The sequence below is a fragment of the Streptomyces sp. MBT53 genome (assembly GCF_016654115.1).
GTDB lineage: Bacteria > Actinomycetota > Actinomycetes > Streptomycetales > Streptomycetaceae > Streptomyces.
In genome coordinates this window covers 1-12364 of the sequence record NZ_JAEQAZ010000224.1, presented here as the reverse complement: position 1 = coordinate 12364, position 12364 = coordinate 1, and the positions used below count along the sequence as shown (strand labels likewise).

General features: G+C 70.2%; 13 protein-coding genes. 9 read left to right on the top strand and 4 right to left on the bottom strand.

Going from position 1 to position 12364, the window contains the following annotated elements; genetic code table 11:
• A partial coding sequence (dapD, locus tag JHN45_RS44565; protein ID WP_236584781.1) for a 2,3,4,5-tetrahydropyridine-2,6-dicarboxylate N-succinyltransferase occupies window positions 1-1021 on the top strand: 1021 nt, incomplete at its 5' end.
• A gap of 65 nt (window positions 1022-1086) precedes the next feature.
• Here dapD and JHN45_RS44560 read toward each other — a convergent pair.
• Window positions 1087-1593: a hypothetical protein gene (locus JHN45_RS44560; protein WP_201055089.1), complete on the bottom strand. Its 507-nt coding sequence runs from the start codon at window positions 1591-1593 to the stop codon at window positions 1087-1089.
• 136 nt (window positions 1594-1729) lie between these two features.
• Between JHN45_RS44560 and JHN45_RS44555 the strand changes: the two genes are divergently transcribed.
• Both JHN45_RS44555 and JHN45_RS44550 read left to right on the top strand, forming a co-directional pair.
• A complete protein-coding gene (locus tag JHN45_RS44555) occupies window positions 1730-2287 on the top strand; it encodes a SigE family RNA polymerase sigma factor (protein WP_201055087.1) in 558 nt (185 codons plus the stop codon).
• Window positions 2284-3519: a WD40 repeat domain-containing protein gene (locus JHN45_RS44550; protein WP_201055085.1), complete on the top strand. Its 1236-nt coding sequence runs from the start codon at window positions 2284-2286 to the stop codon at window positions 3517-3519. Before JHN45_RS44555 ends, JHN45_RS44550 begins: the two co-directional genes overlap by 4 nt.
• A 36-nt stretch (window positions 3520-3555) precedes the next feature.
• Here the strand turns inward: JHN45_RS44550 and dapA are convergent, their stop codons facing one another.
• The gene (gene dapA / locus JHN45_RS44545; RefSeq protein ID WP_201055083.1) at window positions 3556-4473 is read right to left on the bottom strand and encodes a 4-hydroxy-tetrahydrodipicolinate synthase; all 918 of its coding nucleotides are present in this window, start codon (window positions 4471-4473) and stop codon (window positions 3556-3558) included.
• A gap of 365 nt (window positions 4474-4838) precedes the next feature.
• On the opposite strand from dapA, the gene JHN45_RS44540 reads away from it, so the two are divergent.
• From JHN45_RS44540 to JHN45_RS44530, 3 genes are all read left to right on the top strand, one after another.
• Window positions 4839-4976: a hypothetical protein gene (locus JHN45_RS44540; RefSeq protein ID WP_201055081.1), complete on the top strand. Its 138-nt coding sequence runs from the start codon at window positions 4839-4841 to the stop codon at window positions 4974-4976.
• Window positions 4973-5653 (top strand): hypothetical protein, encoded by a 681-nt coding sequence (locus tag JHN45_RS44535; protein ID WP_200712861.1) that lies wholly within the window; start codon window positions 4973-4975, stop codon window positions 5651-5653. Before JHN45_RS44540 ends, JHN45_RS44535 begins: the two co-directional genes overlap by 4 nt.
• Window positions 5654-5731: 78 nt before the next feature.
• On the top strand, window positions 5732-6445 hold the full coding sequence (locus tag JHN45_RS44530) for an antibiotic biosynthesis monooxygenase (protein WP_201055079.1): 714 nt from the start codon (window positions 5732-5734) through the stop codon (window positions 6443-6445).
• A 9-nt stretch (window positions 6446-6454) separates the two neighbouring features.
• Here JHN45_RS44530 and JHN45_RS44525 read toward each other — a convergent pair whose 3' ends face one another.
• Entirely contained in the window at window positions 6455-6937 is a 483-nt protein-coding gene (locus JHN45_RS44525; RefSeq protein WP_201055078.1) for a hypothetical protein, read from the bottom strand.
• Between the two features lie 140 nt (window positions 6938-7077).
• Here JHN45_RS44525 and JHN45_RS44520 point away from each other — a divergent pair, with 140 nt between their 5' ends.
• Together JHN45_RS44520 and JHN45_RS44515 are read left to right on the top strand one after the other, a co-directional pair.
• Complete coding sequence (locus JHN45_RS44520) at window positions 7078-7713, top strand: helix-turn-helix domain-containing protein (protein WP_201055077.1); 636 nt, start codon at window positions 7078-7080, stop codon at window positions 7711-7713.
• A 52-nt stretch (window positions 7714-7765) separates the two neighbouring features.
• Window positions 7766-8491: an SRPBCC domain-containing protein gene (locus JHN45_RS44515; RefSeq protein ID WP_201055076.1), complete on the top strand. Its 726-nt coding sequence runs from the start codon at window positions 7766-7768 to the stop codon at window positions 8489-8491.
• A 54-nt stretch (window positions 8492-8545) separates the two neighbouring features.
• Here JHN45_RS44515 and JHN45_RS44510 read toward each other — a convergent pair whose 3' ends face one another.
• Window positions 8546-10369 (bottom strand): endonuclease/exonuclease/phosphatase family protein, encoded by a 1824-nt coding sequence (locus JHN45_RS44510; RefSeq protein ID WP_200712866.1) that lies wholly within the window; start codon window positions 10367-10369, stop codon window positions 8546-8548.
• 310 nt (window positions 10370-10679) lie between these two features.
• Here JHN45_RS44510 and JHN45_RS44505 point away from each other — a divergent pair, with 310 nt between their 5' ends.
• A complete protein-coding gene (locus tag JHN45_RS44505) occupies window positions 10680-12116 on the top strand; it encodes a hypothetical protein (RefSeq protein ID WP_200712867.1) in 1437 nt (478 codons plus the stop codon).
• Window positions 12117-12364 lie beyond the last annotated feature (248 nt).

The following is a 12364-nucleotide window of genomic DNA, read 5'->3' as shown; positions in this document are numbered from 1 at the left end:
CGCCGAGCGCGATACCGACGCCCGCCTCGGCGCCGACGAGGCAGCGCTCGCCGATGGTGATGCGGACGTTGCCGCCGGCCTCGCCACCGTCACCGCCGACGGAACCGTCCTCGACACCTGGTTCCCCGCGCCCGAGCTGTCCGCCGAACCCGGCCCCGCCGGTACGGAGCGGCTCTCCGCCGAGCGGGCCGTCGAACTGCTCGGTGACGGTGCGGCCAAGGCGATCGGCCCGGACGTCCGCCGGGGCGTCGAAGTGATCGCGGTCCGCACGGTCATCGCCTCCCTCGACGACAAGCCGCTCGACGCGCACGACGTCTATCTGCGCCTGCACCTCCTCTCGCACCGCCTGGTGAAGCCGCACGGCCAGAGCCTGGACGGCATGTTCGGCTTCCTCGCCAACGTCGCCTGGACCTCGCTCGGCCCGGTCGCCGTGGACGAGATCGAGAAGGTCCGGCTGAACGCACGCGCCGAGGGCCTCCACCTCCAGGTGACGTCCGTCGACAAGTTCCCGCGCATGACGGACTACGTGGTCCCCAAGGGCGTCCGGATCGCCGACGCCGACCGGGTCCGCCTGGGCGCGCACCTCGCCGAGGGTACGACGGTCATGCACGAGGGCTTCGTCAACTTCAACGCCGGCACGCTCGGCACGTCGATGGTCGAGGGCCGGATCTCCGCCGGTGTCGTGGTCGGCGACGGCTCGGACATCGGCGGCGGCGCGTCCACGATGGGCACGCTGTCCGGCGGCGGCAACGTCCGCATCACCATCGGCGAGCGCTGCCTCGTCGGCGCCGAGGCGGGCGTCGGTATCGCGCTCGGCGACGAGTGCGTGGTCGAGGCCGGTCTCTACGTCACCGCCGGCACCCGCGTCACCATGCCCGACGGCCAGATCGTCAAGGCCCGCGAACTCTCCGGCGCCTCCAACATCCTCTTCCGCCGCAACTCGGTCACCGGCACGGTCGAGGCCCGCCCGAACAACGCGGTCTGGGGCGGCCTGAACGAGATCCTGCACAGCCACAACTAGCGGTGCGGTGACGTGAGTCGAGCGCCCTTCCGGTCACCGGGAGGGCGCTCGACGCGTATCAGGGTTCATGCCCGTACGGCCGCCGCGAACTCCGCCAACGCCGCGAAGTCCCCCTCGCGCAGCCCGAGTCGGGGATTGACGTGGTGCAGCAGCGCCGGGCCGGAATGGTGGGCGGTCACGAAGTCGCCGTCCGGCGCGCCCTGTTCGTCGTCCACCCAGGCGAAGGGGCGGCCCTCGGCGTACGCCACGATCGCCTCCGTCTTCCAGTGCACACCGTCGGGCCGCTCGGCGAACAGCGCGTCACCGAAGTCGACGTACGGCAGTTCGGGCAGGCCCACGACCGGGGCGATCCAGCGGTTCGCGGCGGCCATCCACGTGGTCGCCCAGCACAGGTCGTAGCCGAGACCGAGCAGCGCCGGGCCGTGCGCGGGGTTCAGCCAGACCCGGAGCGGCGGGCCCGGTCGTACGTTGGCCCTGATCGTCGTATACCCCTCGGGGCGGCGCTCCGGCTGTGCCGCGTACGGGTTGAGGGGGCCGTCGACGTCGAGGAACAGCAGGGGGCGGCGGCTCATATGGCCACCGTAGGACGATGGTTGGGCGAGGTGGGTGGAAATTTCTCGGGTCGGCAGGCATAGCCACGCGGTGCCGTGAGCGTCACCAGGAATACAGGGGCGGGGCACGGGCACCGCCGGGGAAGAGAAGGTGACGATGAATGCCGAAGGGCTGGAGAGTTTCCGGGACTTCGTGGACAGCAGATCGTCGGCCCTGCTGAAGACGGCCGTGCTGCTCAGCGGGGGAGACCGGCACGCCGGTGAGGACCTGCTGCAGAACGCCCTCGTCAAGGCGGCCGGCCGATGGCAGCGGATCGACGAACCCGAGGCCTACGTACGGCGGATCCTCTATCGCCAGCAGGTCAGCCGCTGGCGGCTGAAGTGGCACAGACGCGAGGTCAGCGTCGCCGAACCGCCCGAGGCCGACGCGGGCGCCGACGCCGCGTCGGCGGCCGAACTGCGCCTGGTGATGCGCGCGGCGCTGTCCCGACTCACCGCCCGTCAGCGCACCGTGCTCGTGCTCCGCTATTTCGAGGACCTCCCCGAGGCCGACGTGGCCCGCCTTCTGGGCTGCTCCGTCGGCACCGTACGGTCCACCACTCACCGTTCGCTGGCCCGACTGCGCGTTCTCGCGCCGGAGTTGGCCGCTCTGGGCCTCGCCGATGTGGAGCGTCAGCCGTCCCGCGACTACTCACCCGTGGAGGTGCGTCCATGAACGTCGAGGAACTCCTCCGCGACGCGCTGCGCGAGCAGGCCGCCGAACAGCCCCCGGCGGGAACGGGGTTCGCCGAATGGGTGCTGGCGCTCCGCAGACGCCGCCGCAACCGAAGGCTCGCGAGTGTCGCCGCCGCCACGGCCGCCGTGGTCGCCGTCGCGGTGGCCGTGCCGCTGCTGGACTCCGGGAAGGACGACGTCCGCCCGTCGGGCGTCGTGGAACAGCGGGGAGTCAGCGCCCACCCGGACCAGTCGCCGCCGCGCGACCTGATCGCCGCCGGGAACACGGCACTTGCCGCCTACTACATTCCCAACACCGTCAAGCGATCGGCCACGGAGGCCGTATACGAGCGCACCTACTGGCTGCTCGACCAGAAGACCGGCACATACGTGAAGGCCCCGCAGTGGTCCGTCGTCGCCGTCGCCCCCGGACTCAAGACCGCAGCCGTCCTGGAGAAGACCCTGCCCGCCTCCCGGATCGGACTGCTCGACCTGACCACCGGGGAGGTCAAGCGGTGGATCGAGGTCGACCACGGGGTCGCGGGGCTGGAGTTCTCGCACGACGGACGGAAACTCGTCGCGTCGACCTACAGCGAGAATCCCGACCTGCAGGTCAAGCCCAAGGGCTCCGACTCCTGGATGGGGCAGCAGCCGTCGAGCCGTACCGGCTTCTACGTCCTCGACGTGGCCTCCGGCAAGGGCTCGTGGAGCGAGGTCAAGCTCGGGGGCGGCAAGAGCGACCGTATGGGCCTCGACTTCATCAACTCCCGCCAGGACTTCGCCCTCAGCCGGGACGGCAGGTACGTCTGGGCCGGGAACCCCATGGGCGACATCGGCAAGCAGTTCTGGGACCTCAAGGGAGCCTCGGTGCCCGTACCGGACAACGAGAAGTACCTGGACTGGTCCGTCGAAGCGCTGGACTCGCCGAGCGGCCGGCTCGTCGCCGGTGGCTTCGCGGGCAAGAAGTGGCACACCTCGTCCTACGTCGTCGACTCCGCCACCGGTGCGAAGACGGAGATGCGCGGACAGCAACTGCTCGCCTGGGTCGACGACAGGACACTCGTCGCCTGGGACATCGGCAAGGGCGCGAAGGAGAGCGAGTACCACCAGCGGCTGGTGCTGGTCACCATCGGCAGCGACAAGGAGGTACCGCTGAGTGGCTTCCGCAAGGACAGCGGCACCAATCCCGACAACGGCTCGGGACGGTGGGAGCCGGTGTTCGCGGAGCGCTGAGCACCGCGAACATCTGGAGCGTCTCGGACACCTCGGTCAGCCGGCCATGAACTCCTCGTACGCCGCCACCAGCCCGTCGACCGCGTCCCGGCCGGCGGGCCGGAGCGGAGCCCGGACCGAACCCCCGGGCAGACCCAGGGCGTTGAGGAGGGCCTTCGAGGTGACCGTGCCGGGCAGTCCCGCCGACATCATCAACTCGATGAGGGGCGTGGCGCGTTGTTGGAGGCGGGCGGACACGGGGGTGTCGCCCGCCTCGAACGCGTCGAGGATGGCCCGGAGTTGAGCGGGCACGACATTCGCGACCGTGCTCACATACCCCGCCGCGCCCACCGCGTACAACGCCAGAATGTGTTCGTCGCAGCCCGCGTAGTACGCCAAGTCGGTCCGGTCCAGCACCTTTTGGGTGCCGAGGAAGTCGTAGGAGCAGTCCTTGACCGCCACGATCCGGGGGTGCTCGGCGAGCCGGATCATGGTCTCCGGTTCGATACGGGTGCCGGTGCGGCCCGGGATGTCGTAGAGCACGAGGGGGAGCCCCGAGGCGTCGGCGACCTCGCGGAAGTGGGCCTCCAGGGCGTCCTGCGGGGGCCGGCTGTAGTACGGCGAGACCACCAACACCCCGTCCGCGCCCGCCTTTTCGGCCTGCAGAGCGAGTTCCACGGTGTGCCGGGTGTCGAAGGTGCCCACGCCCGAGACGAGCGGGACGCCGTCGCCGACGGCCTCGCGGACGGCCGTGACGAGCGCCGCCTTCTCCGCGTCCGTCGTGGTCGGCGACTCACCGGTCGTCCCGGACAGCACGAGCCCGTCGCACCCCTCCGACACCAGCCGCCCGGCAAGGAGTTGGGCCCCGTCGAGGTCGAGCGCAACCGACTCGCTGAAGGGGGTGACCATCGCGCAGAGCGCACGGCCGAAAGGAGGCGGGGAGGGGGACGGGCAGGCGGTCGTGGCATTCGTCATGGGAGTAGTCTCGGCAGAGCAACAGTGAAGCTCCACTTAAATTTCCTACAGGGTATTGATAAGGGATACTGCGGAATGAGTGAAGGGGGCAGGGCCGACGAGCGCGGGAGCGGCGACACCCGGGGCGGAGCTCTGGTCGGCCGAACCTGGCGGCACCGAGGCCCCTTTTTTTCCAGCGCCCGCTCCGCCGCGGCCCACAAACGCAGCGATCGCCCGCGCCGCCCGCGCAGCGGACCCCGTACCCCAAGCCGCTCTCCGCCCCCCGGCCCAAGGCCCTATGTCCAATTGACCCCTTCATGGGTCACCATGGCCAGGAAGGTCACAGGCGTGGGAAGTTCATCCACCCCCTGGTCACGGGAGGCGTCATGAAGCTCGGCAAGGCACTGGCCACCGGAGTCGCCGAGGAGCGGCCGCAGATCCGCCACGAGGAACTCGAACTCCCCGAGAGCGTCGCGGAGTTCACGGAGGAGAAGGCGCCCGAAGAGGTTCCGGCCGCCCGATGAGACTGCGGCTCCCCGAGGAACGCCCGACGGAGCCGCCGACCGGATTCAAGATCGCCCACCCGGTGCTGTCCCAGGACGGCACCCGGGCCGGGTTCACCGGTGTGTCACTGGGCGGCGCGCTGCCGTACGGAGTCGTGGCCGACGCGTCCTGCGTCTACGGCCGCCGGCACCGGGCACCCGCGCGCCGTTGCGACTGCGGCTTCCACTGCGTGCACGAACGGACGGCGGCGGAGGCCCTGTTGTGCACCGCCGAGCACCGCGCCGCGGTCCTCCTCGACATCACCGTCCTCGGCGCCTACATCCGCTTCGAACGCGGCTTCCGCTACGCCCGCCAGCGCGTCCGCACCGCCACCGTCGGCCCCTGCGCCTGCGGCGCCCGGGCCGTCGCGCTCGCCGACGCGGGCTGGGGCAGGCCGGGTTGGCGCGCCCTCGCCGCCGCCTGCGCGGGCTGCGTACGAGGTCGTACGTCCGTCCCGCTCGCGGCGTTCACGCGGCTGGCCGGGGACGGACTGCGGGTGGTGGCGGCGAGCGGCGGAGCGACGGCGAGCGCCGACCCCGGACTCCCCGAAGGACTCGGCGTGCCCGAACTCGTCGCGGAGGCAGCCCTGTTGCAGGCCCGGCTCGACTGGTTCCAGAGTCGGCTGGCGCGGCTGGAAGGGGGCACGGCACAGCAGTAGCCCGGCCCTTGACCTCAACATCGGTCGAGGTTGAAGGCTGGTCGGTGCACCCACCCGAACCGATCAGCGGAGGCTCGCATGACCCGTCGTACCGACTCGCACCCCGACCTCTCCGACCCCCGCGTCGGCGCCCCCTTCTTCAGCACCTGGCGTGTCGGCACGCCATTGCGCCAGCGGCAGGCCGTCGAGGCGGTCGCCGTCGCGTGGGAGCGCCGGCCGTGGCCCGCCGACGACCTCCGCGGCTACCACCTCTACACCGGGCACGACGCCTCGACCCTGCTGCACTACTCGCAGTGGGCGAGCGAGCAGGCCTACGAGGCCTTCGTCAGGACCCGCCGCCAGGAGCGCGTCGACGAGATCGACACCGCCGTACCGGGCATCGAGCGGCTCGGCCTCGGCCGCTACCGGCACTACCGCAGCCGCGGCCCGGCGGACCGGGGCGGACGCGGCGGCCGGGTGCCGGGGTGTGTCGTGATCGTCGACATCGAGTTCGAGGGATCCGACCCCGACCGTCAACGCGCCTGGGTGGACGCCGTGTTGGAGGCGCTGGAGAACGAGCCAGCGCCGCACCCCGGCGGTATCGCCGCCCACTTCCACGTCTCCACGGACGGCACCCGCGTCCTCAACTACGCCGAGTGGGACAGCGCCCAGTCCCACATCGAGGCCCTCACGGCCCCCGGCGACGGCATCGGCTCCGCCACCGAATTCTGGCAGCGCGTCCAGACCTGGCCCGGCCTGAAGAGCACCACGGTCAGCCGTTACGATCACGCGCTCGGCCTCGTTCCCGAGTGATCGCGGTGTTCACGGCCGCTCGGCCTTCCGGAGGCCGGCTTCGGTGACGTACCGCCGGTACTCGGCCTCGGCGGCCGCGTCGAGGAAACCCACCTGCCGCCATCGGACCCGGTCGTAGCCCTCGCTGTCGCGCCAGACCTGAACGATGGCGTGGAGTTGGTTCCAGTACTCCCTGATCATGGTGAGTCGCTGCTTTTCCCTGGCGATCCGCTCGCTCTCGGTCGGCGCGGGCACGGGCGCGGGAGCGGGCGGCCGGGCCGAGGACTTGGCGAGGCGCGGTCTCTTGGGGCCACGGATCTCACGTTCGATCTCCAGCACGAGGACCGAAATCGCCTCGGCGAGAGCTTCGGCCGTGCGGCGCTCCTCCGTGCCGTCACCGTGAGCACGCTGCAGCGATTCGAGGCGCGGCACCAGAAAGTCGTAGATCGCCCAGGCGTCGTCCATCGTGATGTCCGCGGCGAGGAGCGGCTCGCGCCCCGGATCGGTGCTCATCGGTCAAGAATGCCGGACCCCACCGACAACTCCCATCGACAACCCCCACCGACAACTCCCAACAACGACTCCCATCGACAATCCCCACCGACAATCTCACTCCCCTGGACAAAAAAAGTGTTCGGTGAGACGGTGGACGCATGCTGGATGTCACCGTGATCGAGGACCCCGAGGCCGCAGCCGTCTCGCTGGACCCCATAAGGGCCAGGCTGCTCGCCGAGCTGGGGGCGGGACCCGCGTCCGCCGCCATGCTGGCCGGCAAGGTCGGACTGCCCCGGCAGAAGGTGAACTACCACCTCAAGGCGCTGGAGCGGCACGGCCTGGTCGAGCTCGCGGGGGAGCGGCGCAAGGGCAATGTCACCGAGCGGCTGATGCGAGCGACCGCCGCGTCGTACGTCATCTCGCCGCTCGCGCTCGCCGCCGTGCAGCCGGACCCGGACCGGTTCCGCGACCAGCTCTCCGCGCGCTGGCTGCTGGCGCTCGGCGCCCGGCTGGTGCGGGACGTCGGTTCGCTGATCACCGGCGCGGCCAAGGCCCACCAGCGGCTCGCGACCTACGCGCTGGACGGCGAGGTGCGCTTCGCGTCCGCCGCCGACCGGGCCGCGTTCATCCAGGAACTGACCGCCGGGGTGAGCGCCCTCATCCGCAAGTACGACGCGGACGGGGCCGAGGAGGGCCGCGATCACCGGATCGTCGTGGCCGTCCACCCCACGGTCAAGAAGCCACCCACCCCGGAACTGGACCAAGAGAACCAAGAGAACCAGCAGAGCCACTAGAACCAAGAGAACCACTAGAACCCGTACAACCCGTAGTACTCAGGAGCCAGCCATGTCCAAGGAATTCGAGATCGTCTACGAGTTTGAGGTCGACGCCACTCCGGAGCAGGTGTGGGACGCCATCACGTCCGGCATCGGCGGCTGGCTGTGGCCGATGGAGTTCGACGGCGAGAAGCGCGTCGGGCCCTTCGGGTCGACCCTCACCAACTTCGACCCGCCGCACCGGCTCACCGCCCGCACCGAGGACGTCGGGTTCCCGATCCAGAGCCTCAACCAGATCGACGAGACCATCGAGCCCCGCGACGACGGCCGACGTGCCTGGGTGCGGTACGTGCACAGCGGGATCTTCACCGACGACTGGGACAACCAGTACGACGGCGCGAGCAAGCACAACGCCTTCTACCTGCACACGCTGCGGGAGTACGTCGTCCATTTCGCGGGCCGGCCGGTCGCGTTCGCCACGCTCAACGGCCCCGACACCTCAACCGCCGCCGACGCCTTCGGAGTTGTCGGCCGGGCGCTCGGCCTCGCCGACGACACCGAGCAAGGGGCACGGATCCAGGCCCGTGGGCCCGAGGGTCAACTCCTGGACGCCGTACTGGACTTCCGTGACCCGTACTTCATCGGACTGCGCACCGACAGCGCGCTGATCCGCTTCTTCGGGCGCAACCACTGGGGCGCGCCGGTGGGCATCAGCGTCCACGACTTCGCCCCGGACGCCGACGCCAAGTCGAACGAACTCGCCTGGCAGAACTGGCTGGACGGGGCCTTCGCCTGACCTGGTGCAAGTCGGCGAGACCCCGTCCACCCATCCCCCGTGGGCCCGTAGGTGCTACGGCTGGAAGCGCAGCACCTGCGGGTCGTGGTCGCTGATCTGGTCGTTGAACTCCGAGTTGATGTGGACGCTGTCGTACTCGAAGCAGTCCTTGCGGATCGACGGGCTGATCAGGATCTGGTCCAGGACCTGCTGGTTGCCCTGGTAGTCGTAGGTGTAACGCTCGTTCTTCGGCAGGGACTTGATCGCCGAGTACAGCTCGCCCTTGCCTTCGAGGATCTTCGCGGTGTCGGAGAACTCGAAGTCGTTCATGTCGCCGAGCGTGATCACGTCCGCGTTCTTCTGCGCGGCCAGGATCTCGTTGACGAAGGCGTTGACCGCCGTCGCCTGCGCGTGGCGCTGGGTCTCCGAGCTGCGGGTGACCGGCTGGTACTGCGCGGTCAGAGGCTGGTCGCCACCCTTGGAGATCAGGTGGTTGGCGATCACGAAGACCGTCTTCCCCTTGAACACGAACTCGCCCGCGAGCGGCTTGCGGCTCGCGGTCCAGGCCGCGTTGGCCGGGTCGATCCGGCCGGGGGAGACGGTGAGTTGGGCCTTGCCGTGCACCTTGGTGACGCCGACGGCCGTCGTGGAGTCGCCGCCCGCGCGGTCGGTGAAGGAGACCCGCTGCGGGTTGAACAGGAACACCTGGCGGATGTTGCCGCCGGGCTCGCCGCCGTCCTTGTCGTTGACCGGGTCGATCGAACGCCAGTCGTACTTCGGGCCGCCCGCCGCGACGATCGCGTCGATCAGCTTGTTGACCGTGACGCTCGCGTCGACCGTGCCGTCGTCCGTCGCACCGTTGTTGTCCTGGATCTCCTCCAGGGACACGATGTCGGGGGACTGCAGGTTGTTGACGATCGCGGCGGCGTGCGCGGCGAAGGTGCCGTCCGAGGGGTCGAGGTTCTCGACGTTGTACGTCGCCACCGCGAGCTGGCCGCGCGACTGCTTCTTCGTCGTCTCGCGCTTGAGGCCGCCGCTCTTCACGGTGCCGATCTCGTTCGCGACGAGGGTGTAGCCGCCGTACTGGTTGAAGTCCAGCGGGCCGGCCGTGGTGCCCGTCAACTTGTCGCCGACGTTGACGACCGGGAAGTCCGCCGTCGCGCCCAGGGACTGGATCTGGAGGCGCCCGCCGTTCTGCGAGTCGTAGGACCCGTAGACCGTGCCACCGCGCGGGGTGGCGTTCTGGTGCGGCTTCACCGTGACCCACAGCTCCGCGTACGGGTCGGTCGCCGTGACCACGCGCGCGTCGGAGACCTGGACGTTCATGCCCTCGAGGGACTCGTAGTAGTCCAGGGCGTACTTCTTGGGCTGCAGCGGCAGCGCGTTGATCGAGTTGCTCGCGGCGGTGTCGCCGGCCTGCGTGTACGCGCTCGGCACCGACTTGGAGTCGATCACGACCGGGGCCGGGACGGCGTTGCCGCTGGAGACGACGGTGACCGTCGGCTTGGTGATCTCGGTCAGCGCCTGGTTGCCCGTGGCGGCGCCGCCCGGGACGTACTCGGAGACCGTGCCGGAGACGGTGACCGAGTCGCCGACCGCGACCTTCGGGGCCGAGCTGGTGAAGACGAACACGCCTTCACTGGTGGCCGGGTTGTCGTCCGGGGTCGCGTCCTGGAACCAGAAACCCTTGGACGAGCCGTACGTACGGACGCCCGTGACGATGCCCGGTACGTCCGCGACCTTCTGGCCGGCGTACGGCGACACCCGGGTCGTGCCCTGGATGTCGTGGATGCGGACGCCGTCGGCGTGCGCGGGCGAGGTGAGAACGATCGTGGACGCCACGGAGCAGACGGCGGCGACGGTGAGCGCGGCGAGACGCGCGGAGGACTTGCTCGGCAACGGGATCCCTCCGGGGACATGCATGAGCCGGGACGAGGGTGGATGAAGCTGTGCAGCGGCGGTGGGAGCCGCGACCGGTGGGGCGGTAGCGACGCGCGTAGAAGATACCTGAACCGGGTGTCCATGACATTTCTACGCGCGTCAATCTCATTGCGGGGCCGCTCAGTTGTCAAGGTTTCAGCCATGTACGCCTGGTGGCCGGGACATGAACCGGGCGGCATGGGTCGAAATCCGTCTAGGCTGAGCGGCTGAGTCGTGTGTCGTGTACGGCCGTCGTACGGCCTTCGAGGCGCCCTAGGAGAACCCCCCGATGTCAGACAGCTCCCCCCTGCCGCCGGTGCGGCTGCACTCCGAAGCGGAGCTGGCGCGTGACGCGCTGTCCACACCCCTGCTCGCCCGCGCGGCCCGGCTCGCCCGCTGGGCCGGCCCCGACACCCGCATCGACGCCGGTGGCAGCCTTGTCGACGAGCAACTGCCCGCCGCCGCCGAACTCCTCGGCCTGACCGGCGACGACGCGGCGGCCGACGCCAGCGAGGCCTGGCGGGTCGCGCTCGACACCGGGCTCGTCGAGATCGTCGACGAGGACGAGGGCACCGTCGCGGCCGGCGAGGAGCTGGCGCTGCTCACCTCCGGCTCGCCGCACGACGTCCTCGCGGTCTGGCTGGGCGCCCTCGAGACCCTCCTCGCGGACGCGAGCGTGCCCGATCTGGACGGTCTTGTCGACGCCGTGGACGAGGGCGGCGAGGTCGATTTCTCGTCACTCGACTGGGACCCCGAGGCGGAGGCCGAGTTCCTCGACGGCGTCCTCGGCAACCTCTACCTCCTCACCGTCAACGAGGAGGGCCCCGGCGACGGCCCCGTTCCGCTGCCCGCGCTGGCCGCCTCGATGATCGTGCCCAGCGACATGGGCGAGCCCACCAACGACGTGCTGGAACAGGTCTCCGACGCGATGATGCGCCTCGACGACCAGTTCCGGCTGCTCGCACCGGTCGGGATCGTCGAGTACCAGCCCGTCGACGAGGCCCTGATGGCCGACTTCGACGAAGCGGCCGACGGATCCTCGCCCTCCGTCGACGAGACCGACGTCACCCGCTACGGCATGGTGCGGCTCACCCCGCTCGGCCTCTACGGCCTGCGCGCCCGCCTCCAGGAGGCCGGCTTCGTGGCGCCCGCCGTCGGAGACCTCGCCGACAAGGGCGCGGACGCGCTCCTCGACGGCACGTCCACCTTCCCGCAGAAGGCCGCGCGGGCCGAGACCGAACAGTGGCTGGCGGGCCGCCAACCCCTCGCCGCCGCACGGGAGTTGCTGGCGGCGGCCCGCGGCGCCGACACCGGCGCACCCCTGCGTCGGCTGCTCTGCCAGCAGGCCCTATCCCTCGTCGGCCCGGAGGCCGAGCCCGCCCTGCGCGAGGTGCTCGACGACCCCGAACTCGGCGGCCTCGCCCGGGTCTGGCTCAGCGAACGCGGCGCGAGCGACGTCCCCGCGCCCTCCGAGGACCTGGTCTTCTGGCTGACCGTCGACACGGTCGCCGCGCAACTCGCCGCCGAGGGCAACTCCGAGGAGTTGCAGGCCCTCGTCGAAGGCCTGGCCCAGCAGCACAACGGCTTCTTCGCGGCGGCCTGGCGGGTCGACCACCCCGCGACCGCCGACGTCCTGGAGGCGATGGGCCGACTCCACCCCGACAAGCGGATCGCGAAGGAAGCCCGCAAGGCGGCCTTCAAGGCGCGCTCCCAGCAAGGGAGTTGAGTCGACGCGACGGCGGTGGCTTTTGAGTCCCATGGGTAACGGCATACGACTTCCTGGCTGACCGCAAACGGATCCATGGCCGATCGCATAGAGATCGATGGCCGATTGCATACGGATTCATGGAAGAGAGCCCGGCGAAGTCGACCGGTGTTCAACTCGTGTTCAGACATGGGCGGAAGCGTGGCGCCGACCGAGGTCCGCCACCCTCCACGGCACACCCACCGTCACAGGAGACTTCCCAATGACGT